Source organism: Burkholderia stagnalis (genome assembly GCF_039848545.1).
GTDB classification, from domain to species: Bacteria; Pseudomonadota; Gammaproteobacteria; order Burkholderiales; family Burkholderiaceae; genus Burkholderia; species Burkholderia stagnalis.
In genome coordinates this window covers 2,978,232-3,002,596 of record NZ_CP156685.1, presented here as the reverse complement: position 1 = coordinate 3,002,596, position 24,365 = coordinate 2,978,232, and the positions used below count along the sequence as shown (strand labels likewise).

Sequence of the window (24,365 nt, the reverse complement as noted above, 5' to 3'; positions counted from 1 at the left end):
TGCACTCTAACGCAAGCGGCGCGTGCGTGTTTCGCGATCGAGGCGTGCGCCACGACGCGGGGGAATCCCTTGCGGGCAATGTGTTTTCCCGACGTGCGTTCAGGTGGAGATTATTTCAAGAAACTTTATCTCATAAATGCGGGTAACGCTGTGTAAATATTTCACATTAATGCGTATTGAGACTAGTAATATTTTTTGGCACATGTGGTGCCGAATCTTCTTCCAGGAGTCTCAATCAATGAAAGTTCGTCTTGCTCTTGTCATCGGTGTTGCGCTCGCCGCCGCGAATGCCGCAAACGCCACCGCACCGCAAGCTGTCCAGCCGACGTCCGAATGCGAACGCGCGGTGGTTGCCAAGATCAATCGTCATGTACCGGAGGCGGAGCGTCGGGAAAATGTGGAGCAAACACTCGTGTATCTGCACAAGACGCTGAAGATTTCGCAAGAGCAGCAACCCCAGTGGGACGTATTCGCGAAGACACTGCGAGAAACCAATAGCCGGATGGCAGCGCTGCGCCGACAGGAAGGGCGCACGGCCGCCAGCACGATGCCGCCGGCGCTGGAGTATTGGTCCCGCGGCGTCGAAGAGAAGCAGGGGCGCCTCGATACTGCGGTTCAATTGCGCGACGCCTTTCTGTCGCTCTATGCGAGCGCCTCGCCCGACCAGAAGGCGGCGATGGACCGTTGGTTCGGCAACCAGCCGCCGCAATAAACGCTGGCGTCCGGGTCGTGGCGACGCGCGCGTTTCCGGGTGCAGCCGGCGCGCGACGCCGCGAGGGAGGTTCCCATTTCGGCGCGGAGCTCCGGCCGGGTGGCGGTTCTCCCAAAATCCGGCGCGTTCCCCGACGGCGCGGCGACGTTGCGGCCGAATCTGGCCACCCCGTCGCGGAAATCACGTGGCTGCCGCGGTTCATCGTTGTCCAGATGGAACGCAGTGTACGATTTTGATCGTCTACCGAAGCGGTCGTCCGGTCACTATATTCATCCGGAACAAGGCGAGACAGGTGTTTCGCCGCCATGATTCGGAGCACGAAAATGAAGAAGGTTCAGGGTGTGTACAGTGCGCCGCGCGGCCATTGGGTCGGCGACGGGTTTCCGGTGCGTTCGATGTTCAGCTACCAGTCGCACGGCGCGCATCTGAGCCCGTTCCTGCTGCTCGATTACGCAGGGCCGGCGACGTTCGAGCCGGGTTCGGCCGCGGCGCCGCGCGGCGTCGGCCAGCATCCGCATCGCGGGTTCGAAACGGTGACGATCGTCTATGACGGCGAGGTCGCGCACCGCGACTCGACGGGCGCGGGCGGCGTGATCGGCCCCGGCGACGTCCAGTGGATGACGGCCGCGAGCGGGATCCTGCACGAGGAGTTTCACTCGGAGGCGTTCACGAAGCGCGGCGGGCCGCTCGAAATGGTGCAGCTGTGGGTGAACCTGCCCGCCGCGGACAAGATGGGCGCGCCCGGCTACCAGGAACTGCTGAACGCCGACATCCCGGTGGTCGAGCTGTCGGACGGCGCGGGCCGGGCGCGGATCATCGCGGGCGAACTCGACGGGCGGCGTGGCCCGGCCCGCACGCACACGCCGATCGACGTGTGGGACGTGCGGCTCGCGGCAGGCGGCCGGGCGCGCTTTCCGGTCGCGGAAGGGCGCACGCTCGCGGTGGTCGTGCTGAGCGGCACGGTGCTCGTGAACGGCGAGACGGTCGCGCGCGAAGCGCAGTTCGTGCAGTTGAGCCGCGACGGTCGCGACGTCGAGCTCGAGGCGAACGGCGACGCGAAGCTGCTGATCCTGAGCGGCGAACCGATCGACGAGCCGGTCGTCGGCTACGGGCCGTTCGTGATGAACTCGCAAGAGGAGATCCGCACCGCCATCGACGACTTCAACGGCGGTCGCTTCGGCAGGATGCCGGCATGATGGACGGGCCCCGCGCGATGCGGGGCCCGTTGTCGTGCGGGCAGGGCGGTCGCGCGGCGCATGCGCTTCGAGGCATAATCGACGATTGCCCCGCGCCGGCCGGCGCGACCGAATCAGGACCGCACATGAACGCTCCCGTCTCCGCTGCAAACCCGCCCGCCACCAATGCGCTCGAGTGGCGCTGGAAAGCCTTCGACGCGCTGTCGGCGCGCGAGGTCTATGCGATTCTCGAGGCGCGCAGCGCGGTGTTCGTCGTCGAGCAGAACTGCGTGTACCGCGACATCGACGACGCGGACCAGGCCGCCTGGCATCTGGCCGCATACGACGACGCGGGCCGGCTGGCCGGCTACCTGCGCGTACTGCTGCCCGATGCGCAGGATCCCGACATCCGGATCGGCCGCGTGCTGACGACCGCCGCGTTCCGCGGCGCGGGCCTCGGCAACGCGCTGCTTTCTCGCGCGCTCGAGCAGATCCGCGCGCAATGGCCCGACACGCCGGTCAGCCTGCATGCGCAGGCCCATCTGCAGAACTTCTACGGTGCCTTCGGCTTCACGCCGAGTTCCGACGTGCACGACGAGGACGGCATCCCGCACGTGTGGATGCGCAGCGCGCGCGCCTGACGCGGCGGCGCGCGCCGCGTCAATGCGCGGCGCGTGCGACCGTCGTGCGGCCGGCCGCGCGCGCCGCCTTGCGCTCGTCGAGCAGGCGCCCGCGCGCGGACAGCCGCAGCCAGTGACGCAGTGCGATCAGCGCGCCGATCACGCTCATCATCGAGCCCGGAATCCACAGCAGCAGGCCGCCGATCTGCTGGTCGCGCAGCGGGCTCAGCCACGTGAACGCGCGGCCGCAGATCGAGTAGATCGGATACAGCTCCTGCGGCGTGAAGAAAATCATCGCGCCGAGCACGATCTGCGGCGGAATCGCCGCGACGACGATCAGGATCCGGCGGCCCGGCGACAGCCGTGCGGGCGGCGCGGGACGCGGATCGACGACGAGCCACCAGAACAGCAGGCCGTCGATCACCATGCTCCAGTTCATCACGCGATACAGGCGCCAGTCGAGCATCGCGATGAAGTGGATCGGCGACAGCAGCCAGAAATAGATCAGCCCGACGAACAGCACGACCGCGACGACCGGGTGGAACACCACGTCGAGTGTCGCGCGCACCGGCCCCCATGCGAGCGCGGGCCGCACGAAGCGCTGCCGCCAGCGGAACGGAATGCCGGCGCGGATCGCCGCGCCCGGATAGGCGAGCGCGATGAAGAACGGCCCGAGGTGATGCAGCACGAGGTGCTGCGCGCGATGCAGGAAGAACTCGTGCTCGAAGAAATAGTCGAGCCGCGTATGCAGCGCGACGTACAGCGCGGTCAGCCCGAGCCAGAACGAGAACTGCCGCAGCGGCGTGACCTTCGCCTTCTTCGCGCCGCGCGCGAACAGCACGGCCGCAGCCAGCACCGCGACGACCACGGTCGGCGACGGTTCCCACGGATCGAGCCAGTACAGGAGATCCATCGCGCGGCGTTACTTCGCCTGGGCCGGGGACTTGACGGCGAACGGCGTGTCGAGCGATTCGCCGTCGGAGAACTTCAGGCGCAGGCGCACGGTGTCGCCCGGCTTGATCGTGTGCTTCGGCTCCTCGAGCATGAAGTGGTAGCCGCCCGGTGCGATGTCGACCTTGCCGCGCGCGGGGATCGTCAGCTTGTCGACCATCTCCATCTTCTGCGTCGAGCCGTTCGACACGGTCTGGTGCAGCATCGTCATCCCGTAGTCGGGGCTGTCGACGTCGACGAGATCGACCGGCTTGTCGCTCGTGTTGACGAGCGTCACGTAGCCGCCCGCGGGCAGCTTGTTCGGCAGCCAGCGCACCCAGCCGTTCTGCGCGGTGATCGCACCGGCGGCATACGCGTGGGCGCCGATGGACAGTGCGGCGATAAAGGCGAGCGTCTTGAGTTTTTTCGTCATGGTCGGGGCTCAGGTGGAGGAGGCGGGAGCGAGGATCCGGCGCACATCGGCGGCGATGGCGTCGGGTTTGTCGCGGTCGGTCGCGAGCAGTCGCGCGCGGCCGTCCGCGTCGAAGATGTAGACCGCCGAGCTGTGCGTCACCTCGTAGCCGCCGGACGGATCGCGTTTTTCCATCTGGTACGCGACGCGGTAGCGCTTCGCGAGCGATTCGATCTGGCGGTCGGTGCCGGTCAGGCCGCGCGCGTGTTCGGCGTCGAACGCGGCGACGTACGACTGCATCGCCTGCGGCGTGTCGCGCGCGGGGTCGACCGACACGAACAGGATGCGCACGTCGCGTGCCTGCGGGCCGAGCTGCGCGAGAACTTCCATCAGGCGCGCCAGCGTTTCCGGGCAGACGTCCGGGCAGTGCGTGTAGCCGAAATAGACGAGCGCGACGTGGCCGCGGAACGCGGATGCATCGACGGGCCGGCCGTCGCCGCCCGTCAGCGTGAACGACAGGTCGGGCAGGTGGCCGGTGACGTCGGTCAGGCGCCAGGGCGGCTCGGCGCGCGTGCAGGCGGCGAGCGCGATCGCAGCGGCGAGCGCCGCGCCGGTGCGGACCAAGCGGCTGAGGCGGGAGTGGCGCCGGTACGGCGCTGAACGGGCAGGCGACATCCAGGGGCTCGATCGGACGGAACGGTCGTACGGCCGCGCGGCGCCCAGCGTCGCGCGGCCGGCGGTTGCGACTGTAGCGCAATTCGCGCGCCGGCGTCCTTCCGAAACGCGCGCGATGCACCGGAGCGGGGCAATATGTCGCAGATGCGGGAGCGGAGGCGCGCGACCCGCGCCGGGCGCCCGTTTCGCCCATCTCGGCGCGAAGGCGCGGTAAGATGCGCACAATTCCTTTCGCGCAGCGGCGGCCTTACGGGCCGCCGTTCAGACTATCGAATCGTGCAACCTGTCCCGGCTTCCCTGTCACTGACCGATACCGCGTTCTTCTTCGACTTCGACGGCACGCTCGTCGAGTTGGCGCCGACGCCTGACAGCATTCACGTGCCGCCGTCGCTGCTCGCGCTGCTCGACGCGTTGCGCCGCCGCTCGCACGGCGCGGTCGCGATCGTGTCCGGGCGCGGCATCGACAACCTCGACCAGTTCCTGAAGATGCCCGACCTGCCCGTCGCCGGCCTGCACGGCGCGGAGCGTCGCGACGCGAACGGCGACACGCAGCGCATCGGCTTCAACGACGCGCGCCTGCTGCGCATCGAGCGCGAGCTCGCGGCCGTCGTCGACCGCTACCCCGGCATGCTGCTCGAAATCAAGGGCGCCGCGGTCGCGCTGCACTACCGCAATGCGCCCGAGCGCGAGAAGATCGCGCGCGAGGCCACCGAGCGGCTCGTGGCCGACCATGCGGACGCCTACGTACTGCAGCCGGGCAAGATGGTGTTCGAGATCAAGCCGAAGGGCGTCGACAAGGGGCGCGCGCTCGCCGCGTTTCTCGACGAGCCGCCGTTCGCCGGCCGCACGCCGGTGTTCGCCGGCGACGACCTGACCGACGAGAAGGGCTTCGCGGTGGTCAACGCGCGCGGCGGCCTGTCGATCAAGGTGGGCGCGGGCGAGACCTCGGCGCGCGCCCGGCTCGACTCGGTCGACGCGCTGCACGCGCAGATCGCGCGCTGGCTCGACGTGGAGCTGCCGCACGCATGAGCCGCCTGATCATTGTTTCGAACCGCGTCGCGCCGATTTCCGAAGGCGAGCCGGCGGCGGGCGGCCTTGCAATCGGCGTGTACGACGCGCTGAAGGAAACCGGCGGCATGTGGTTCGGCTGGAGCGGCGAAGTCGTCGCGCACGGCGCGCCGCAGATGCGCGTCGAGGAGCACGGGCCGGTCACGTTCGCGACCATCGGCCTGTCGCGGCGCGACTACGACCAGTATTACCGCGGCTTCTCGAACGCGACGCTGTGGCCCGCGTTCCACTACCGCGCGGACCTGATCCAGTACGATCGCCACGAGTTCGAAGGCTACAGCCGCGTGAACGTGTGGCTCGCGCAGCAACTCGTGCCGCTCCTGCAGGACGACGACGTGATCTGGGTGCACGACTATCACCTGATCCCGTTTGCTCGCGCGCTGCGCGCGGCCGGCGTGAAGAACCGCATCGGCTTCTTCCTGCACATCCCGTTTCCGGCCGCGCAGGTGCTCGTCAACGTGCCGCCGCATCGCGAACTCGTCGAGTCGCTGTGCGCGTTCGACCTGCTCGGCTTCCAGACCGAACCCGACCTGCGCGCGTTCTGCGACTACGTCGAATCCGAAGCCGACGGCGCGGTCGAGCGCGACGGCCGCATGGCGACGGTGCGCGCGTTCGGCCGGACGCTGCGCGCGGCCGCGTATCCGATCGGCGTGCATCCGGACGAGATCGCATCGCTCGCGCAGGCCGGCGAGCACGGCAAGGCGGTGCGCACGCTCGCGACCTCGCTGCGCGGCCGCAAGCTGATCATGAGCGTCGACCGGCTCGATTACTCGAAGGGGCTCGTCGAGCGCTTCCGCGCGTTCGAGAAGCTGCTCGAGCACGAGCCGTCGCATCGCAATCGCGTGTCGTTCCTGCAGATCGCGCCGTCGACTCGCGCGGAGCTGCGCGCATACCAGGACATCCGCCTGCAGCTCGAAGGGGAGTCGGGGCGCATCAACGGGCGCTTCGCGGAGCTCGACTGGGCGCCGATCCTCTATATCCACCGCCAGTACGACCGCCAGCTGCTCGCCGCATTGTACCGGCTCGCGCGGGTCGGCTACGTGACGCCGCTGCGCGACGGGATGAACCTCGTCGCGAAGGAATATGTGTCCGCGCAGAATCCGGAAGACCCGGGCGTGCTGGTGCTGTCGCGTTTCGCGGGCGCCGCGCGCGAGCTGACGGGCGCGCTGATCGTCAACCCGATCGACATCGCGGGGATGGCCGAGGCGCTGTCGCAGGCGCTGGCGATGCCGCTCGCCGAGCGCCGCGCACGCTATACGGACATGATCGCGCAACTGCGCGAGAACAACGTGTCGGTGTGGCGCGACAACTTCCTGCGCGACTTGCAGCGCGCCTGAGCCCCGGCCCGGCGGTCGCGGGATGAAAAAAGCCGCAGTGCGTCATGCACTGCGGCTTTGTTTTTGCGCGTGTTTTCGTGAGATTGCGCCGCGCGTCAGGCGACGCGTTCGCCCGTCGGCGCGCCGCCTTCGGGCGTCGCGTGATGGCGGCCGTGCTGCTTCGCGAGCAGGTCGCGGTACAGGCCCGGGCGGTTGCGCAGCACGTCGGGGCTGCCGTCGTCGATCACCTTGCCGTTGCTCATCACGATGATCCGGTCGAAGTTGCGCAGCGTCGACAGGCGGTGCGCGATCGCGATTACCGTGCGGCCGACCATCAGGCGGTCGAGCGCGCTCTGGATCGCCTCCTCGGACGCGCTGTCGAGTGCCGACGTCGCTTCGTCGAGCAGCAGGATCGGCGCGTTCTTCAGGATCGCGCGCGCGATCGCGATGCGCTGGCGCTGGCCGCCCGACAGCTTGACGCCGCGGTCGCCGACGATCGTGTCATAGCCTTCCGGCATCGCCTCGATGAACTCCGCGCAACGTGCGTCGCGCGCGGCGGCGAGCACTTCGTCGCGGCTCGCTTCGGGGCGGCCGTACGCGATGTTGTCGTAGATGGTCCGGTGCAGCAGCGAGATGTCCTGCGGCACGAGCGCGATCGCGTGACGCAGGCTGTCCTGCGTGATCGACTTCACGTTCTGGCCGTCGACCGTCACGACGCCGTCCTGCGTGTCGTAGAAGCGCTGCAGCAGCGCGAGCACGGTCGACTTGCCGGCGCCGGACTTGCCGATCAGGCCGACGCGCTGGCCCGGCTCGATATGGAGGTCGAAATGATCGAGGATCGGGCGGCGATGCGGATACGCGAACGTCACGCGCTCGAAATCGACCCGGCCGCCTTGCGCGGACAGCGCCACGGCGTCGGAGTGGTCCGGCATCCCGTGCGGTTCGAGCAGCGTCTTCACGGCTTCGGCCAGGCGTGCGACGTGCTGCGTGACGTCGACGAGCGCCACCGCGAGATCGCGCGTGCCGTGCAGGATCGTGAAGCCGAGCGAGCTGACGAGCACGATGTCGCCCGACGTCGCGCGGCCCTGGTCCCACAGCCACAGCGCCCAGCCGAGCAGGCCGGCGGACAGCATCGCGGTAATCACCGCGTGCAGCAGGCGCAGCTTCTCGAGGTAGAGCAGGCTCTGCTGGCGCGCGTCCATCTCGGCCTTGACGGTCGCGCCGAAGCGCTTCTGCTCGCGCAGCGTCATCCCGAACGCGCGCACGAGGCCCATGTTGCCGATCACGTCGACGAGCTCGCCGTCGACCGCCGCGGCCTTCGCCGCGAACGCGTGATGACGCGCGGAGCCGCGCCCGGCGAGCTTGAACAGCACGACCGAGAGCACTGCCGAGCAGCCGAGCAGGCCCGCGGCCATCAGCGGGTTGACGACGATGATCATCAGGATCGCGCCCATCACCGCGATGCACGGCGGCAGCACGTTCCACGCCATCGTGTTCTCCGACGTGTAGACGGCGTTCGACGTCGCAGTGATGCGGCTCGCGAGCGTGCCGGGCTGTTTTTCCGCGTAATACGTCGGCGAGTGACCGATCAGGTACTGGAACAGGTCGCGCCGCAGGTCGCCGGTGACCGCCACGAACGTATGCGCGGCGAACCAGCCGCCGACGCGCCACAGCAGGTTGTCGGCGGCGATCAGGCCGACGAGCAGCGCGAACGCGCTCCACAGCGGGCCCGGATGGTGGCGGCCGGCCGCGAGCACGTCGATCAGGTGCTTGATCGCGTACTGCGAGCCGAGCGCGCAGCCGACGGCGGCCAGCACGCTGACGAGCACCACGAGGTGGGCGACCGGATGCAGGCGGATGTAGCGGAACAGGAACGCGAGTGGCCGGTGCGCGTAGCTCGACAGCTTCGCGTTGTAGGCGTTGCGCTGGGCAGGGGTGAGAGCTTCCAAAATGTGCGTGCGGTGAATCGGTGGTTGAGCGTCGCGGCCTGATCGCGTGCGGACTTTGCCCGGACGTAATCCGGCATTGTAAACAAGGCCCGGCATCGCGCTGCGCGAATATGGGGGGCGCGCGACCGATTTTGAGATAAAATCCGGCATCCCGCGCCGCAGCGCGGCGGCCGCTTGTGCGGCCCGAAGATTGCGGAGCGTGGTCTGGAATGCCAAAAGGGCCTTCCACTCTAGAACGGACGAAAACGTCCGCGGGTTGCAAAGTGTTGCCGCTTTGTAACAAAGTAAAGAGTTTGAAATGTTGTGCGCCGTATCGGGATTAACCCTAGATAATCGGCTCCGGGTTCGCGCAATTGGATTTTTACGAACCCCTGTCAACGGGTCTTCGTTTCAAACGTTCTATGCCTGTCGCGTCGCCGACGCTCCTTGAGCAGCGCGGGTCCGACGCCGCCAGCAGGCCGATTCGTCCGACTGAAGGACGAGATGCGACCCGCCGGGATCGCCGGCAGGCTGCTGACCCAACGCTTGTTTTTTGCCGATTTTTTAGGAGTTACGCATGCGAATCGCCCAAATCGCTCCGTTGCACGAAGCGGTTCCCCCGAAGCTGTACGGTGGTACCGAGCGGGTGGTGTCCTATCTGACCGAAGCACTCGTCGAGATGGGGCACGACGTCACGCTGTTCGCGAGCGGCGATTCGCAGACCTCCGCGAAGCTCGAAGCCTGCTGGCCGCAGGCGCTGCGCCTCGACCCGACGATCCGCGACGTGATGGCCCCGCACATGCTGCTCCTCGAGCAGGTGCGCCGCCGCGCGGAAGAGTTCGACGTCCTGCACTGCCACATCGACTACTACCCGTTTTCGCTGTTCTCGCGCCAGCCGGTGCCGCATCTGACGACGATGCACGGCCGCCTCGACCTGCCGGAACTGCAGCCGATCTTCAACGCATTCAGCGACGTGCCGGTCGTGTCGATCTCCGACAACCAGCGCATCCCGCTGCCGCAGGCGAACTGGCTGTCGACCGTCTACCACGGCCTGCCTGAAAACCTGCTGACGCCGATCCCGAACGTGAAGCCGAGCTACCTCGCGTTCCTCGGCCGCATCTCGCCGGAGAAGCGCGTCGACACGGCGATCCGCATCGCCGAGCAGGCCGGCCTGCCGATCAAGATCGCCGCGAAGCTCGACAAGGCCGATCGCGCGTACTACGAAGAGAAGATCAAGCCGCTGTTCGCGCTGCCGCACGTCGAGTACATCGGTGAAATCAGCGAATCCGAGAAGACGGAATTCCTGGGCAACGCACACGCGCTGCTGTTCCCGATCGACTGGCCGGAGCCGTTCGGCCTGGTGATGATCGAAGCAATGGCCTGCGGCACGCCGGTGATCGCGTTCAAGCGCGGCTCGGTGCCGGAAGTGATCGAGAACGGCGTGTCGGGCTTCGTCGTCGAAGACGAGCTGTCGGCCGTCGCGGCGCTCAAGCGCCTGGACACGCTGCCGCGCGAGAAGGTTCGCGCCGCGTTCGAAGCGCGCTTCTCGTCGAAGGTGATGGCGCAGAACTACGTGAAGGGCTACGAAGAGTTGCTGCGCCAGAAGCGCCGCACCGTGCTGCGCGAAGTCAACGCAGGCTGACGCCGACGCCGGCCGCGTCTCGCCGGCCGGCTTCACCGACGCCCCGCCCGGGTTTCCCGGCGGGGCGTTGTCACATCCGCGGCGCCAATCTGTTGTATTCTCGCCGCGCTCGGCGGCCGCGACGGCCCCGAACAGGGGGCAGCACCGCTGCCGTTCGTCTGTCCAGCCGGTAATGTCCCTATAATGGCCGTGCCGAAAAATCCGGCCGTGCCGATCATCGAGAGGAGAGCAGTCTTGGCGAGAACGAAAACCACGCGCGCAGCCCCCGCACCGGGCGCCGGCGTGATCTTCGCGTTGCGCGCGATCGGTCTCGTGCTGCTCGCCCGGTGGCTGTTCTCGATGTCGCAGATGGGTTATCGCGAGTCGCTGTCGGCGATGGCGTCGTCGCCGTGGGCGTTCGTGTACCTGGTGCTGATGTTCCTGCTGCTCGCGTTGCCGGGCGCGGTGGCGCGCGCCGAGCGCCCGTTCCATCCGCTGCCGCAATGGCTGCGCCAGGCGCTGCGGTTCTTCGCGCTGATCGGTTTCCTGTTCGCCGCCTGGTCGATCGGCGCCTATGTGTGGGCGGCCGGCTGGCGCCACGCGCTGCACGCGGTGACCGCGACCAACGGCTGGCTCGTCGCCGCGCCGGCGCTGTATGCGGCCGTCATCTGGATCTGCCGGCCGCGGCCGCTGTGGCGCACCAACGTCGCCGCGCGGCGCTTCGCGGTCGGCCGCTATGCCATCTCCGTCGATACGCTCACCCGGACCACGATCGTCTGGATGGAAAGCCGCAAGGTCGGCCAGTACGACGCGCGCGAGCTGTCGGTGCGCTGGCCTGGCCGCACCCCGGTGGCAGCCCAGCCGGACGCGGGGCAGGCGAGCGTCGTTGCGCCGCCGCGCCGTGCGGGCGGGTTCAAGCGGCCGAAAGTCGAGCTGCTGTGGGATTCGCCGGCGGCCGTCGGCCATAACCGGCAGATCGTGATGCGCGCGCCGCTCGCCACCGAAGGCGACCGCGTCGCGGTGCTCGCGCTCGACGCGGCGCTCAGGCAAATCGTCTGACGACTCACCCGGCACCGCGCGCCGCGCGCGGTCCGCGGCTCAGCGCACCAGGCAGGGGCGCTTGTTGTCGAACGTCCACCCCGGAATCAGGTACTGCATCGCCGCCGCGTCGTCGCGCGCGCCGAGACCGTGCTGCTTGTACAGTTCGTGCGCGGCCGCGACGGCATTCATGTCGAGCTCGACGCCGAGCCCCGGCCGCTTCGGCACATCCACCAGCCCGTTCTCGATCTTCAGCGGCTCGCGCGTGAGGCATTCGCCATCCTGCCAGATCCAGTGCGTGTCGATCGCCGTGACCTTGCCCGGCGCGGCGGCCGCGACGTGCGTGAACATCGCGAGCGACACGTCGAAGTGGTTGTTCGAATGCGAGCCCCACGTGAGATCCCAGTCGCGACACATCTGAGCGACGCGCACCGAGCCCTGCATCGTCCAGAAATGCGGATCGGCGAGCGGGATGTCGACCGCGTGCAGCTGCACCGCATGGCCCATCTGTCGCCAGTCGGTCGCGATCATGTTGGTCGCCGTCGGCAGGCCGGTCGCGCGACGGAACTCCGCCATCACCTCGCGGCCCGAGTAGCCGTTCTCCGCGCCGCACGGGTCTTCCGCGTACGCGAGCACATGATGCTGGTCGCGGCACAGCCGCACGGCTTCGTCGAGCGACCACGCGCCGTTCGGGTCGAGCGTCACGCGCGCGCCCGGGAAGCGCTCGGCCAGCGCGGTCACCGCGTCGATCTCGCGCACGCCCTCGAACACGCCGCCCTTCAGCTTGAAGTCGTTGAAACCGTAGCGCGCATGCGCGGCCTCGGCGAGCCGCACGACCCCCTCCGGCGTCAGTGCGGGCTCGTTGCGCACGCGCGTCCATTCGTCGGTCGCGCCGCTGCTGTCGCGGTAGGGCAGCGCGGTTTTCGCGCGATCGCCCACGTAGAACAGGTAGCCGAGCATCTCGACGCGCTCGCGCTGCTGGCCTTCGCCGAGCAGGGCGGCGACGGGCACGCCGAGGTGCTGGCCGAGCAGGTCGAGCAGCGCGGCCTCGAGCGCGGTCACCGCGTGGATCGTCGTGCGCAGGTCGAAGGTCTGCAGGCCGCGGCCGCCCGCATCACGGTCCGCGAAGCGGCGGCGCACGTCGTTGAGCACCGCGTGGTAGTTGCCGACCGGCTGGCCGACCACCAGCGCGCGCGCATCGTCGAGCGTGCGGCGGATGCTCTCGCCGCCCGGCACCTCGCCGACGCCCGTGCGCCCCGCGCTGTCCGTCAGGATCACGAGGTTGCGGGTGAAGAACGGGCCATGCGCGCCGCTCAGGTTGAGCAGCATGCTGTCATGGCCGGCGACCGGGATCGCTTGCAGGTCGACGATGCGCGGCGTGTCGTGAGGAGGCGTGGAAGTGGCGGCTTTCATGGGCGGCGAGGGCAAAAGGGTGGGCGGTGCCGTGCGCGGCAAAAGCTTTGCCGTGCCCGGCAGGAGGTGCGATCATTCGACAACCGACGTGCGCGGGGCGTCTGCGGCCGCCGCATCGAGGCAATTCATTCAGGATAGCGGTGCGAAACGCCCGACTGGTCTGCATGAGACAGAGTAAGCGCCGAAGCGCCAACCCTGATCGACAGGAGACAAATACGGCGATCATCAGTCGTCGGATGACTTGTGACGCAGTATAATGAACCACAGGCATTCGCTCAAACCCCGCGTAAACCCTCGGCTCACCAAACGATCATTCAATAAGGAACCGGCCACATGTCCGTGCCCACGCTCCCCGCAGCGCCGCGTCGCCGCGCACGCAGCCTCGCGCAAGATGTCGTCGACGCGCTGACCGCGCAGATCGAAAACGGCACGCTGCGCCCCGGCGACAAGCTGCCGACCGAAACCGAAGTGATGGCGACGCAGGGCGTGAGCCGCACGGTCGTGCGCGAGGCGATCTCGCGGATGCAGGCGAGCGGCCTCGTCGAGACCCGCCACGGCATCGGCAGCTTCGTGCTGGAGCCGTCGCGCCGCCACGCGCTCGGCATCGATCCCGCGACGATCACGACGCTGCGCGACGTGCTCGCGGTGCTCGAACTGCGCATCAGCCTCGAAAGCGAATGCGCGAGCCTCGCCGCGCAGCGCGCGAACGACGCCGATCTCGCGGCGCTGCGGCGCGCGCTCGACGCGATCGCGTCGGGCTCGGGCGGCGGCCGCGACACCGCGCAGCTCGACTACCAGTTCCATCTGCAGATCGCGCAATCGACCGGCAACCGGTATTTCGTCGACATCATGACGCAGCTCGGCGCGTCGATCATCCCGCGCACGCGGGTGAATTCCGCGCGCTTCGCCGGCGACGACCTGGAGCGCTACGTGGCCCGGCTGAACCACGAGCACGAGGACATCTACGAAGCGATCGCGCGCCACGATCCGGAGGCGGCGCGCGCCGCGATGCGCACGCACCTGACCAACAGCCGCGAGCGGCTGCGCCGCGCGCACGAGGCGGCCGAAGCGGAGCGCGACGCGCACGCCGAGTAAGGGCAGGCGGGGCGGCCGGCCCGGCAGGGCGGGGCCGCCCTCGATCGAAGGGCGTGCTAGCCGATCATAATGTCAGTCATCGTATGATTTGCTCGGCCTGTTCGGCGCAATGAACCGGCCCGGCGGCGCCGCGCCCATTTATCGCGGGCCGCCGCCGGGCTTGCGCCGCGCGATCAGCCGCCCTTCGTCACGATCGTCTTCCAGTTGCCGCCCTTCACCTGGTAGAGCGTCGACATGCCGCTCCTGAGCGAGCCGTCGTTCGCGAACGAGATGCGGCCGGTGATCCCTTCGAAGTCGATCTTCTTCAGCGCCGGGCGATAGACCGCCGGATCGGTCGAGCCGGCCGCCTGCATCGCCTTGATCGCGGCCCAGGTCGCGTCGTAGCCGAACTGCGCGTACGACAGCACGTCGACGCCGAAGCGCTTCCTGAAGCGCTGCTCGAAATCCTTCCCCTGCGGCAGCTCGTCGAGCGGCCGCCCGTATTCCCATGCCATCGCGCCTTCGGCGGCAGGGCCGGCGATCTTGATGAACTCGTTGTCCTTCACGCCGCCGCCGCCGACGAACTGCGCATTCAGCCCGAGCTGGCGCATCTGCTTGACGAAGTTCGCGGCGAGCGCGTCGAGGCCGCCGAAGAAGATCAGGTCGGGGTTCTTGCCCTTCAGGCTGGTGATCTGCGCGCGGAAATCGACCGCCTGGTTGCTGGTGAATTCGCGCGCGACGATCGCGCCGCCGGCTGCTTTCACCGCCTTCTCGAATTCGTCGGCCTCGCCCTGGCCGAACGCGGTGCGGTCGTCGACGATCGCGATGCGCTTCGCCTTGGTCACGTCGACCGCGTACTTGCCCGCGTTGCCGGCGTTCTGGCCGTCGGTCGCGATCACCATGAACATGTTCGCGAGCCCGCGCGACGTGAGCGTGGGGTTGGTCGCGGCCGGATCGATGACCGGAATGCCGGCCTTGTCGTAGACGACCGACGCGGGAATCGTCGTGCCCGAATTGAAGTGGCCGACGACCACCGACACGTTCTTGTCGACGAGGCTCTGCGCGGCCTGCACGCCGACGCGCGGGTCGGCCTGGTCGTCCTGCACGACGAGCTCGAAGCGCGTCGGCTTGCCGGCGATCTGCACCTTCTGCGCGGCGGCGTCGTCGAGCGCGAGCTGGACGCCGTTCTGCAGATCCTTGCCGTAGCCGGCGTTGACGCCGGTGAGCGGCGCGGCGAAGCCGACCTTGACGGCATCGTCGGCCGCGGCGGCCTGATGCGCGATGGCGGCGAGGGCGGAGGCGAGCGAGACGAACAGCAGCGAATGGCGGAATCTCATCCGATTTGCTCCGAGAAATGCCGTCCTTCTGGGCGGCGAGTGAAAGGAGCGCGGCCGTGTGGCCGCGCCTCCAAAGCTTGAGGCACACGCGAGCCTATGACATGGTGTAGCGCATGGATATCAAGCGCGCCTACCGATTTCGCTTCTACCCGACGCCGGAACAAGCAGCGATGCTTGCCCGGACGTTCGGGTGCGCGCGCTTTGTGTACAACCATATGCTTCGGATGCGCACCGATGCTTGGGATCAGCGTCAAGCGCGTATCGGCTATCACGAAACCTCCGCCGCGCTTACTGCGCTGAAGAAAACGCCCGAGCATGGCTGGCTGAACGAAGTCAGCTCCGTGCCGCTCCAGCAGGCGTTGCGCCATCTGCAGGCGGCGTTCGCGAACTTCTTCGTCAAGCGCGCGAAGTACCCGAACTTCCGGCGCAAGGACGGCGCGCAATCGGTCGAGTACACCGCGAGCGCCTTCAGATGGGACGGCACTTCGCTGAAGCTGGCGAAGATGGAGGCGCCGCTCGCGATCCGCTGGTCGCGCAGGATTCCAAAGGACGCGAAGGTGACCACCGTCACGGTGTCAAAAGACACGGCTGGCCGATACCACGTATCCATGCTTTGCGACGACGTGGTTTCCGCGAAATCCGCATCGACCGGCAGGGTCGGTATCGACCTCGGGTTGACAGATTTTGTCGTTCTTTCGACCGGCGAGAAGATCGCTGCGCCGAATGCGTTTCGCAAGAACGAAGCCAGACTCGCCAAGCTGCAACGGCGGCTGGCAAGGAAGCAAAAGGATTCGGCCAATCGCAGAAAGGCGAGGCTCAAAGTCGCCCGCATGCATGTTCGCACAGCAGATTCCCGCAGGGATTTCCTGCACAAGCTTTCGACGCGCTTGATCAACGAAAACCAAGTGATCGCGATCGAAAGCCTTGCCGTCCGCCACATGCAGAAGAATCGAAGGCTCGCGAAAGCGATCGGCGACGCAGGCTGGTCGGAATTCGTTCGGCAGCTGACATACAAGGCCAAGTGGTACGGTCGCATGTTGATCGGCATCGATCGCTGGCATCCCTCCAGCAAGCGATGCTCAGACTGCGGGCATACCGTAGCCAAGCTGCCGTTGAAGATACGCACATGGGCCTGTCCGGGATGCGGCATAGCCCACGACCGCGACATCAACGCCGCGCGTAATGTTCTGGCCGCCGGACTGGCGGTGTCAGCCCATGGAGAAAGCGTAAGTCCCATGTCTCTTTGAGGCGATGTCGGGTTGCATTCGGTGAAGTGGGAATCTCCTTCGTTTCGGGAGGAGGGCAGTCAAATGCGTTCCTTCGAAGGCGAGACACGGATACGCGCGCCGGGGCGCGCGCGGGCGACGCGGATGCGGGGGCCGGCCGGCGGCAGGCCCGAGCGTCTGATGACGATTTATAGGGGGCCAAATTGGACGAGTCTTGTCGATTCGGCGCACGAAACATGCGGATTTCCGCACAACGTCGGCGCGGCAAGGGAGAGCGGCGATGAGGGAATTCCCGGGCCTGCGAAGGCGCGGGAGCGGGACAGGCGGCACAGGCGGGACCGGGCGGGGCAGTGCGCGCCGCGCCCGGCGGGGTGGCGTGCCGGCCCCGACGGACGGGGCCGGCACCTGTCGGCGGCGTTACTCGGCCTCAGCCTCGGACGCGACGTCGGCTTCGGACGAAGTCGCATGCTCGGTCCGGATCAGCGGGTCGCTCGTGCTCGGGCGGCCCGTCTCGACGTGGCCGGCAAAGCGGCGCAGGAAGCCGAGCGGCTTGCCGTCGCTGACCGTCAGGTCGTACCAGCCGTTGCTGCCGCGCAGGTCCCAGTAGTCGTCGACGCGCGCGCCCGGCGCAAGGTCGAACACGCGCGGCTGGCCGTGGCCGTATGCGCTCGTCACCTTGAGCCGCACCGCGCGATGGCCGCGGTTCATCAGGCGCAGCGTGATGTTGCCGTTGGCGACGTCATAGCCGTAGATCACTTCCGGGTTGACGCTCGCGGGCCCGACCGCCTTCGCGGCGGGGCTGCGGAAGTGGCAGTAGAAGCCGTTCGGGCCGTACACGTCGAGGTCGTACAGGCCGAGCGACGGCGCGGGGTTCCAGACGTCGGAGATCCGCTTGCCGGCCTCGACCGTATAGGTCCACGGGCCGTCGACGCGGTTGCGCGCCTGGACCTGGAACGCGGCGCCCGCGCGGCCGGTGTTCGCGAAGGTCAGCCGGAACTGGCCGCTGGCGTTGTCGATCCGCCCGTACGCGAACAGCTCGTACGGCAGCGCGCGCGCCGGACGCAGCCCGTGCTCCTGCTTCGGCAGCTTCTGCACGATCGGCGGGATCGGGATGTAGTCGGGGTGGCGGTTGCGGTCGGGCGGCGCGTAGCCGCTCGTGTCGGGCAACTGCGGCCAGCTCGCGTCGGCCGTCGCGAAGTCGAACGCGGAGGTCAGGTCGCCGCACACCGCGCGGCGCCACGGCGACACGTTGCCGGCCGTCACCGCGTACTGCGAGCCGAAGCGCGCCTCGATGAATTGCAGCAGCGACGTGTGATCGAACGTCTGCGAGCAGACCCAGCCGCCCTTGGTCCACGGCGACACGACGAGCATCGGCACGCGCGGCCCGAGGCCGTACGGGCCGGCCATGTGCGACGCATCGCCGGGGAATGCCTCGTTGGTGGTCGCGACCGTCGACAGCCCGTTGTCGCGCGACTGCGGCGCGAACGGCGGCGGCACGTGGTCGAAGAAGCCGTCGTTCTCGTCGTAGGTGATGAAGAGCGCGGTCTTGCTCCATACGTCCGGGTTCGACACGAGCGTCTTCAGCACCTGCTCGATGTACCACGCGCCGTAGTTCGCCGGCCAGTTCGGGTGCTCGGAATACGCCTCCGGCGCGCAGATCCACGACACCTGCGGCAGCGTGCCGTTCTTCACGTCCTGCTGCAGCACGTCGAACAGCGTGCCGCCCGCGCTGATGTTGGTGCCGGTGCGCGCCTTCTCGTACAGCGGCGAGCCGGGCAGCGCGGTGCGGTACTGGTTGAAGTAGAGCAGCGCGTTGTCGCCGTAGTTGCCGATGTACGGATTCTGCGTCCAGCCCCACGAGCCGTTCGCGTCGAGGCCCGTGCCGATGTCCTGGTAGATCTTCCACGACACGCCTGCCTGCTCGAGCACCTCCGGATAGGTGGTCCAGCCGTAGCCCTTCTCCTCGTTGCCGAGCACCGGGCCGCCGCCGGTGCCGTCGTTGCCGACGTAGCCCGTCCACATGTAGTAGCGGTTCGGGTCGGTCGAGCTCGGGATCGCGCAGTGGTACGCGTCGCAGATCGTGAACGCGTCGGCGAGCTGGTAGTGGAACGGGATGTCGTCGCGCTTCAGGTACGCCATCGTCGTGGTGCCCTTGTTCGGCACCCACTGGTCGTAGCGGCCCTTGTTCCAGGCCGCGTGCATGTCCTGCCAGCCGTGCGGCAAGTCCTGCAGGAACTGCTGGCCGAGATGGTTCGCGCGCGGATGGAACGGCAGCAGCTCCGCGAGGCCGACCGGCTGATGGAACACCGACTTGCCGTTCGCGAGGCGCAGCGCGCGCGGATCGCCGAAGCCGCGCACGCCGCGCAGCGTGCCGAAGTAATGGTCGAACGAGCGGTTCTCCTGCATCAGGATCACGACGTGCTCGATGTCGCGGATCGTGCCGGTGCGGCGATTCGCGGGAATCGCCAGCGCATCGCGGATCACGGGCGGGAAGAGGTTCAGCGTGGCTGCGCCGGCGGTGCCGGCGGCAAGACGCAGGAAGTCACGACGGTTCGATCGGGTCATGGTCGGTATCGTGCGGAAAAGGTAGGTGCCGGATGGCGGGGAGTGATGCAAGCGTGCCGGCGCGGCGCGCGTGGGCGAGCCGCACCGGATCGTGCCGCCGCGAGCATAGCGGCGAAACGGTGTCATTCATGTGAAGCGGTGGAAACGTTTGCGCGGGCAGGTCGGGCAAGGCCGCCATGAGCGCATCGGGCGTCGTCACGCGGCGCGCGCCGTCAGACGTCCGTGACCCACGCGCCGAACCATTCGCTCGGGCTCGCGATCTCGTCCTGCGCGGCAATGAGTTCCAGCTCGTAGCGGCGCGCGTCGTAGGTCGCCTTGACGACCGCGTGCACCGCCGCGAGCGTGTGTTCGAACGCGGCGCGCACCGAGTCGCCGCGCAGCCGCCGCGCGACGAACACCGCGCTCGTCAGGTCGCCGACCCCGACCGGATGGCGCGGGAACGCGTACAGCGGGCGCTGGCCGATCCATGCTTCGGTCTCGGTGACGGCCAGCATGTTGAAACGGTCGGCGGGGCTGTTGCGGTCGTGCAGGTGCTTGACGAGGACGATCTGCGGGCCGCGGCGGATCAGCGCGCGGCACGCCTCGACCGCTTCGGAGACGGTCTCGATGCGCCGCCCGGCGAGCTTCTGCAATTCGGTGTGGTTCGGCGACATGCCGTCGGCGAGCGCGGGCATCTCGTGGACGATGAACTCCTCGACGCCCGGCTCGGGGCGGATGCCGCCCGTCTGGCCCATCGCGGGATCGCAGAAGTACCACGCGTTCGCGTTCATCGCCTTGACCGAGCGCACGATCTCGACCGTCGCGCGCGCCTGCGCGGGGGAGCCGAGGAACCCGGAGAGCACCGCGTCGCAGCGCTTGAGCCCGCCGATCGCGGCGATGCCGTCGACGAGCTGTTCCATCTTCGCGGCGTCGATCGCGCTGCCTGCCCAGTGGCCGTACTGCATGTGATTCGACAACTGCACGGTGTTGAGCGGCCAGACGTTGACGCCGAGGCGCTGCATCGGAAACACGGCCGCGCTGTTGCCGGCATGGCCGTAGATCACGTGAGACTGAATGCTGAGGACGTTTTTCATGGGGATTCGCCTGCACGCGGATCAGGGTCACGTCACACGATACCCGAGTTTCTCGCATGCGAGAAAGCCGCCCGGCAACGGAGTGTTGCGCGCCGTCGTCATCGCGACCCGCGTAGAATCGCGTGGCGCGGCGCCGACAGGCTGCCGGCGTGCGTTTCCACTCATCCTCTCCGCCATGCCTTCGATTTGCAAGATGTTGTCCGTATTCCGCGTCGCGCTGTTCGGCGCGTGCCTTGCCGCCGCGGGCGCGGCGCCCGTCGCCATGGCGGCGAGCCCGGCGCCCGGCGGCAACGACGGGCCTGCCTATGGCCCGCGGCTGGAAGGCTTCACGTACCCGGAGCCCGTGCATCGCTACACGTTCGTGTCGCAGCGCGAGACCGTCGAGATGATGTACATGGACGTGCAGCCCGCGCATCCGAACGGTCGCACGGTCGTGCTGCTGCACGGGAAGAATTTCTGCGCGGCGACCTGGGAAGAGACGATCGCGGTGCTCGGCCGCGCCGGGTATCGCGTGATCGCGCCGGACCAGATCGGCTTCTGCAAGTCGTCGAAGCCCGAGCGCTACCAGTACAGCTTCCAGCAGCTCGCGCGCAACACGCATGCGCTGCTCGAATCGCTCGGCGTGAAGAACGCGACGCTCGTCGGCCACTCGACGGGCGGCATGCTCGCGATGCGCTATGCGCTGATGTATCCGAAGGCGACCGAGCAGCTCGTGCTCGTCAACCCGATCGGCCTCGAGGACTGGAAGGCGCTCGGCGTGCCGCCGCTGTCGGTCGACTACTGGTACGCGCGCGAGCTGAAGACGACGGCCGAAGGCATCCGCCGCTACGAGCAGGCGGCCTACTACGCGGGCAAGTGGGCGCCGTCGTACGAGCGCTGGGTGCAGATGCTCGCGGGGATGTACCGCGGGCCCGGCCGCGAGACGGTCGCGTGGCAATCCGCGCTGCTGTACGACATGATCTTCACGCAGCCGGTGGTCTACGAGATGGGCGCGATCCGCGTGCCGACTTTGCTGTTGATCGGCGACAAGGACACCACGGCGATCGGCAAGGACGTTTCGCCGCCCGAGGTCCACGCGAAGCTCGGCCGGTATCCGGAGCTCGCGAAGCGCACGCAGGCGGCGATCCCCGGCGCGCAGCTCGTCGAATTCCCGGCGCTCGGCCACGCGCCGCAGATCCAGGATCCGGACACGTTCCACAAGGCGCTGCTCGACGGGCTCGCGCAGGCGCGTCCGCAGTAACGGCGCGCGCGACGCGCCGGCCCGCGGCCGGCGTCGCGCAGCCGCGCGCCGGACGGGCCCTGCGTGGCGCGAACGCCGCTCAGCGCGCGTCGCTCGCCAGCTCGTCGCGAATTTGCGCGGTGATCTCGAACGAACGCAGCCGCGCCGCGTGATCGTAGATCTGCGCGGTGACGATCAGCTCGTCCGCGCCGGTGCGCGCGATCCGCTCGCGCAACTGCGCACGCACGGTGTCGCGCGAGCCGACCGCGGCGAACGACAGCGAATGCGCGACGCCCGCGAGCTCGAGCTCGTTGGCGTCGAGCACGTCGACGGGCGGCGGCAGCTTGCCCGGCGTGCCGCGCCGCAGGCTCAGGAACTGCTGCTGCAGCGACGTGAAGAGGCGTCGCGCCTCGTCGTCGGTTTCCGCGGCGAACACATTCACCCCGACCATCGCATACGGTTTCGGCCACGCGGCCGACGGCCGGTATTGCGCGCGATAGACGTCGAGCGCGCGCAACAGGTAGTCCGGCGCGAAATGCGACGCGAACGCGAACGGCAGGCCGAGCATCGCGGCGAGCTGCGCGCTGAACAGGCTCGAGCCGAGCAGCCAGACCGGCACGTCGAGCCCGGCACCGGGCACCGCGCGCACGCGCTGGCCGGCCGCCGGCTCGGCGAAGTAGCGCAGCAGCTCGGCGACGTCGTCGGGGAACGAATCGGCGCTGCCGATCAGGTCGCGGCGCAGCGCGCGCGATGTGGTCTGGTCGGTGCCCGGCGCGCGGCCGAGGCCGAGATCGATCCGGCCCGGGTACAGCGACGCGAGCGTGCCGAACTGCTCGGCGATCACGAGCGGCGCGTGGTTCGGCAGCATGATGCCGCCCGAGCCGACCCGGATCGTCTTCGTGCCGCCCGCGACGTGGCCGATCACGACGGCGGTCGCGGCGCTCGCGATGCCCGGCATGTTGTGGTGTTCGGCGAGCCAGTAGCGCTGGTAGCCCCAGCGCTCGGCGTGCTGCGCGAGATCGAGGGTGTTGCGGAACGCCTGCGCGGCGTCGGCGCCGGCGGGAATGGGGGCAAGATCGAGTACGGAGAACGGAATCATCGGATGGGCCTTCGAACGGCGCCGCGCGGTGATGCGCGGACGCAACAGATTCGGACGATTTTGCCAAAGGGTTCCGGAACGCGCTGGCGGCGCGCGGATACCCCTGCGACCGGCAGGGGCGCCCCGCATCGAGGCGAACGATTGTTCCAAAAATCGTGCCAATACGATGAGGATGACGGATTCTTGCGGCGATTGGTTGCGATTGCGCATGCAGACACAAAAAAGCACGAAATGCCGAAAAATCAAGACTGCAATACGCCTGCAAAGTGCTTACGCTAAGCTGAACGGGCTTCGAATCAAATCGGATCTCCGCAATGCGGGTTTGCCGGATTTGCATCAGTCCGTTTCATCAGGCGCCAAGCGATTGGTATCGCGCACTGCTAAAATCCGGCGGCTGTCCATGTCGCGCTCGCGGTTTCCGTTCGATCTTCCTGCGTCCCGCCCGGGCGTCGCGCAGGGAGTGTCTCGCAAGAGGGGGCATGGCCGGATTCGGGTTTGGCGTTCATCCCCCAATTCAGACGCTGCCGGAACAAGGAGTCGGGTCGTGCCCGTGTTCGTCGCCATCGCATCATCCAAACCACGCTCAGTCGATTGCCGCCGCGGCCTGGCCGCCGCAGGGCGGTGCGCATGACGTCCACCGTATCGATCCTCGAGTGGCTGCTGGTCGCGTTCACGCTGGCCGCGGCCGGCTATGCGCTCGCCGCGGCGTTCGCGCCGCGCCCGCGCACGCCGCGCACGGCCGCGCGCGGCGGTTTCGCGCCCGTCAGCGTGCTGAAGCCGCTGTGCGGCGCGGAGCCGCACCTGTACGAGAACCTCGCGACCTTCTGCGAGCAGCGCCATCCGCGCTACGAAGTGCTGTTCGGCGTCGCGTCGGCGGCCGATCCGGCGGTGGCGGTGGTCGAGCGGCTGCGCGCGGACTATCCGGAATGCGACATCGCGCTCGTGATCGATGCGCGCGTATACGGCAAGAACCTGAAGGTCAGCAACCTGATCAATCTCGCCGAGCGCGCGAAATACGGGCGGATCGTGATCGCGGACAGCGACATCGCGGTGAAGCCCGACTATCTCGAGCGCGTGACGGCGCCGCTCGCCGATGCGTCGGTCGGGGTCGTCACGTGCCTGTATCATGCGCGCAGCGTCGGCGGGTTCTGGACGCGGATCGGCGCGCAGTTCGTCGACGCGTGGTTCGCGCCGTCGGTGCGGATCACGCATCTCGGCCGCTCGAGCCGCTTCGGCTTCGGCGCGACGCTCGCGCTCACGCGCGACACGCTCGACCGGATCGGCGGCTTCAAGGCGCTGAAGGACGAGCTGGCCGACGATTTCTGGCTCGCCGAGCTGCCGCGCCGCATCGGCCGGCGCACGGTGCTGTCGGAGGTCGAGGTCGCGACCGACGTGATCGAAGCGTCGTTCGGGCCGTTGTGGCATCGCGAAACCCGCTGGCTGCGGACGATCCGTTCGCTGAACCCGGGCGGCTTCGCGTTCCTGTTCATCACGTTCACCGCGCCGTGGCTTGCGATCGGCGCGGCGCTCGCGCTGCGCCTGGACGGCACGTTCGCCGGCACGCTGGCGGGCGGGGCGGCCGTCGTGGGCGCGTTCGGGCGGCTCGTGCTGCATGCGCGCGGCGAAGACGGCTGGCGCGCGTTCTGGCGCGATTTGCCGCTCGTCGCGGTGCGCGACACGCTGCTCGCGCTCGAGTGGCTCGTCGCGGCGTTCGGCACGCAGGTCGTGTGGCGCGGCGCCAGGATGACGGTCGTCGGCGGCGAGCGCGCGACGGCCGTGGAAGGCGGCGACGGCCGCTAGCGGCGAACGCAGGCCAATACCCATTTCGATAGCGGGCGCCTTCATGGCGGCCCGCGGTTTTTTT

General features: G+C 68.3%; 21 protein-coding genes. 11 read left to right on the top strand and 10 right to left on the bottom strand.

Translation table 11 applies throughout. The features are described 5' to 3' along the window. The first annotated feature begins 238 nt into the window (after positions 1–238). The 3 genes from ABFO07_RS13825 to ABFO07_RS13815 all read left to right on the top strand — a co-directional run bounded on the left by ABFO07_RS13825 (position 239) and on the right by ABFO07_RS13815 (position 2,528). Entirely contained in the window at positions 239–712 is a 474-nt protein-coding gene (locus ABFO07_RS13825; RefSeq protein WP_124483152.1) for a Spy/CpxP family protein refolding chaperone, read from the top strand. Positions 713–1,035: 323 nt separating this feature from the next. Then, complete coding sequence (locus ABFO07_RS13820) at positions 1,036–1,908, top strand: pirin family protein (protein ID WP_059907474.1); 873 nt, start codon at positions 1,036–1,038, stop codon at positions 1,906–1,908. A gap of 125 nt (positions 1,909–2,033) precedes the next feature. Then, positions 2,034–2,528: a GNAT family N-acetyltransferase gene (locus tag ABFO07_RS13815; protein WP_059882837.1), complete on the top strand. Its 495-nt coding sequence runs from the start codon at positions 2,034–2,036 to the stop codon at positions 2,526–2,528. A gap of 19 nt (positions 2,529–2,547) precedes the next feature. Here ABFO07_RS13815 and ABFO07_RS13810 read toward each other — a convergent pair whose 3' ends face one another. Genes ABFO07_RS13810 through ABFO07_RS13800 form a run of 3 tightly spaced genes read right to left on the bottom strand, consistent with a single transcriptional unit; the run spans position 2,548 to position 4,524 of the window. Beyond that, positions 2,548–3,420: a cytochrome c oxidase assembly protein gene (locus tag ABFO07_RS13810; RefSeq protein WP_059802898.1), complete on the bottom strand. Its 873-nt coding sequence runs from the start codon at positions 3,418–3,420 to the stop codon at positions 2,548–2,550. 9 nt (positions 3,421–3,429) lie between these two features. After that, entirely contained in the window at positions 3,430–3,870 is a 441-nt protein-coding gene (locus tag ABFO07_RS13805; RefSeq protein WP_059921207.1) for a copper chaperone PCu(A)C, read from the bottom strand. Positions 3,871–3,879: 9 nt separating this feature from the next. Then, on the bottom strand, positions 3,880–4,524 hold the full coding sequence (locus ABFO07_RS13800; RefSeq protein ID WP_059802894.1) for an SCO family protein: 645 nt from the start codon (positions 4,522–4,524) through the stop codon (positions 3,880–3,882). Positions 4,525–4,800: 276 nt separating this feature from the next. On the opposite strand from ABFO07_RS13800, the gene otsB reads away from it, so the two are divergent. Together otsB and otsA are read left to right on the top strand one after the other, a co-directional pair. Further along, positions 4,801–5,553: a trehalose-phosphatase gene (gene otsB, locus ABFO07_RS13795; RefSeq protein ID WP_059882834.1), complete on the top strand. Its 753-nt coding sequence runs from the start codon at positions 4,801–4,803 to the stop codon at positions 5,551–5,553. Further along, entirely contained in the window at positions 5,550–6,929 is a 1,380-nt protein-coding gene (gene otsA, locus ABFO07_RS13790; protein WP_347467639.1) for an alpha,alpha-trehalose-phosphate synthase (UDP-forming), read from the top strand. The genes otsB and otsA overlap by 4 nt, the downstream gene beginning before the upstream one ends. 95 nt (positions 6,930–7,024) lie before the next feature. On the opposite strand, the gene ABFO07_RS13785 is transcribed toward otsA, so the two are convergent. Further along, positions 7,025–8,857, bottom strand: coding sequence for an ABC transporter ATP-binding protein (locus tag ABFO07_RS13785; protein ID WP_059564771.1), 1,833 nt, complete (start codon positions 8,855–8,857; stop codon positions 7,025–7,027). Between the two features lie 556 nt (positions 8,858–9,413). Here ABFO07_RS13785 and ABFO07_RS13780 point away from each other — a divergent pair. Then, positions 9,414–10,478, top strand: a complete 1,065-nt coding sequence (locus ABFO07_RS13780) for a glycosyltransferase family 4 protein (RefSeq protein ID WP_044844742.1) — start codon at positions 9,414–9,416, stop codon at positions 10,476–10,478. Positions 10,479–10,712: 234 nt separating this feature from the next. Continuing rightward, entirely contained in the window at positions 10,713–11,516 is an 804-nt protein-coding gene (locus ABFO07_RS13775; protein WP_347467637.1) for a hypothetical protein, read from the top strand. A 39-nt stretch (positions 11,517–11,555) separates the two neighbouring features. On the opposite strand, the gene gudD is transcribed toward ABFO07_RS13775, so the two are convergent. Beyond that, positions 11,556–12,908, bottom strand: a complete 1,353-nt coding sequence (gene gudD / locus ABFO07_RS13770) for a glucarate dehydratase (protein WP_347467635.1) — start codon at positions 12,906–12,908, stop codon at positions 11,556–11,558. A 333-nt stretch (positions 12,909–13,241) separates the two neighbouring features. On the opposite strand from gudD, the gene ABFO07_RS13765 reads away from it, so the two are divergent. Next, positions 13,242–14,003 (top strand): FadR/GntR family transcriptional regulator, encoded by a 762-nt coding sequence (locus tag ABFO07_RS13765; RefSeq protein ID WP_059882828.1) that lies wholly within the window; start codon positions 13,242–13,244, stop codon positions 14,001–14,003. A 173-nt stretch (positions 14,004–14,176) separates the two neighbouring features. Here the strand turns inward: ABFO07_RS13765 and ABFO07_RS13760 are convergent, their stop codons facing one another. Beyond that, a complete protein-coding gene (locus ABFO07_RS13760; RefSeq protein ID WP_059564775.1) occupies positions 14,177–15,319 on the bottom strand; it encodes a branched-chain amino acid ABC transporter substrate-binding protein in 1,143 nt (380 codons plus the stop codon). Positions 15,320–15,432: 113 nt separating this feature from the next. On the opposite strand from ABFO07_RS13760, the gene ABFO07_RS13755 reads away from it, so the two are divergent. Beyond that, on the top strand, positions 15,433–16,566 hold the full coding sequence (locus ABFO07_RS13755) for an RNA-guided endonuclease InsQ/TnpB family protein (protein ID WP_059959908.1): 1,134 nt from the start codon (positions 15,433–15,435) through the stop codon (positions 16,564–16,566). A 396-nt stretch (positions 16,567–16,962) separates the two neighbouring features. Here the strand turns inward: ABFO07_RS13755 and ABFO07_RS13750 are convergent, their stop codons facing one another. The 3 genes from ABFO07_RS13750 to pdxY are packed head-to-tail and all read right to left on the bottom strand — an operon-like array spanning position 16,963 to position 20,183. Next, positions 16,963–19,110, bottom strand: coding sequence for a phosphocholine-specific phospholipase C (locus ABFO07_RS13750; RefSeq protein ID WP_347467632.1), 2,148 nt, complete (start codon positions 19,108–19,110; stop codon positions 16,963–16,965). Beyond that, the gene (locus ABFO07_RS13745) at positions 19,088–19,309 is read right to left on the bottom strand and encodes a hypothetical protein (protein ID WP_347467630.1); all 222 of its coding nucleotides are present in this window, start codon (positions 19,307–19,309) and stop codon (positions 19,088–19,090) included. The genes ABFO07_RS13750 and ABFO07_RS13745 overlap by 23 nt, the downstream gene beginning before the upstream one ends. Before the next feature lie 13 nt (positions 19,310–19,322). After that, entirely contained in the window at positions 19,323–20,183 is an 861-nt protein-coding gene (gene pdxY, locus ABFO07_RS13740; RefSeq protein ID WP_059564778.1) for a pyridoxal kinase PdxY, read from the bottom strand. 175 nt (positions 20,184–20,358) lie between these two features. On the opposite strand from pdxY, the gene ABFO07_RS13735 reads away from it, so the two are divergent. Further along, the gene (locus ABFO07_RS13735; protein WP_059564779.1) at positions 20,359–21,423 is read left to right on the top strand and encodes an alpha/beta fold hydrolase; all 1,065 of its coding nucleotides are present in this window, start codon (positions 20,359–20,361) and stop codon (positions 21,421–21,423) included. A 79-nt stretch (positions 21,424–21,502) separates the two neighbouring features. On the opposite strand, the gene ABFO07_RS13730 is transcribed toward ABFO07_RS13735, so the two are convergent. Beyond that, positions 21,503–22,501 carry an LLM class flavin-dependent oxidoreductase gene (locus ABFO07_RS13730; RefSeq protein ID WP_059564841.1) on the bottom strand — a complete coding sequence of 333 codons (999 nt, stop codon included), beginning with the start codon at positions 22,499–22,501 and terminating at the stop codon, positions 21,503–21,505. Positions 22,502–23,128: 627 nt separating this feature from the next. Here ABFO07_RS13730 and hpnI point away from each other — a divergent pair. Further along, positions 23,129–24,301, top strand: a complete 1,173-nt coding sequence (gene hpnI, locus ABFO07_RS13725; protein ID WP_059891794.1) for a bacteriohopanetetrol glucosamine biosynthesis glycosyltransferase HpnI — start codon at positions 23,129–23,131, stop codon at positions 24,299–24,301. Positions 24,302–24,365 lie beyond the last annotated feature (64 nt).

Bases quoted from the DNA above. Each gene is read 5' to 3' on its own strand.
- ABFO07_RS13800 (WP_059802894.1), bottom strand. From the start codon at position 4,524: ATGTCGCCTGCCCGTTCAGCGCCGTACCGGCGCCACTCCCGCCTCAGC.
- ABFO07_RS13780 (WP_044844742.1), top strand. From the start codon at position 9,414: ATGCGAATCGCCCAAATCGCTCCGTTGCACGAAGCGGTTCCCCCGAAG.
- pdxY (WP_059564778.1), bottom strand. From the start codon at position 20,183: ATGAAAAACGTCCTCAGCATTCAGTCTCACGTGATCTACGGCCATGCC.
- ABFO07_RS13730 (WP_059564841.1), bottom strand. From the start codon at position 22,501: ATGATTCCGTTCTCCGTACTCGATCTTGCCCCCATTCCCGCCGGCGCC.
- ABFO07_RS13765 (WP_059882828.1), top strand. From the start codon at position 13,242: ATGTCCGTGCCCACGCTCCCCGCAGCGCCGCGTCGCCGCGCACGCAGC.
- gudD (WP_347467635.1), bottom strand. From the start codon at position 12,908: ATGAAAGCCGCCACTTCCACGCCTCCTCACGACACGCCGCGCATCGTC.
- ABFO07_RS13760 (WP_059564775.1), bottom strand. From the start codon at position 15,319: ATGAGATTCCGCCATTCGCTGCTGTTCGTCTCGCTCGCCTCCGCCCTC.
- ABFO07_RS13820 (WP_059907474.1), top strand. From the start codon at position 1,036: ATGAAGAAGGTTCAGGGTGTGTACAGTGCGCCGCGCGGCCATTGGGTC.
- ABFO07_RS13755 (WP_059959908.1), top strand. From the start codon at position 15,433: ATGGATATCAAGCGCGCCTACCGATTTCGCTTCTACCCGACGCCGGAA.
- ABFO07_RS13815 (WP_059882837.1), top strand. From the start codon at position 2,034: ATGAACGCTCCCGTCTCCGCTGCAAACCCGCCCGCCACCAATGCGCTC.
- ABFO07_RS13750 (WP_347467632.1), bottom strand. From the start codon at position 19,110: ATGACCCGATCGAACCGTCGTGACTTCCTGCGTCTTGCCGCCGGCACC.
- hpnI (WP_059891794.1), top strand. From the start codon at position 23,129: ATGACGTCCACCGTATCGATCCTCGAGTGGCTGCTGGTCGCGTTCACG.
- ABFO07_RS13735 (WP_059564779.1), top strand. From the start codon at position 20,359: ATGCCTTCGATTTGCAAGATGTTGTCCGTATTCCGCGTCGCGCTGTTC.
- ABFO07_RS13810 (WP_059802898.1), bottom strand. From the start codon at position 3,420: ATGGATCTCCTGTACTGGCTCGATCCGTGGGAACCGTCGCCGACCGTG.
- ABFO07_RS13825 (WP_124483152.1), top strand. From the start codon at position 239: ATGAAAGTTCGTCTTGCTCTTGTCATCGGTGTTGCGCTCGCCGCCGCG.
- otsA (WP_347467639.1), top strand. From the start codon at position 5,550: ATGAGCCGCCTGATCATTGTTTCGAACCGCGTCGCGCCGATTTCCGAA.
- ABFO07_RS13805 (WP_059921207.1), bottom strand. From the start codon at position 3,870: ATGACGAAAAAACTCAAGACGCTCGCCTTTATCGCCGCACTGTCCATC.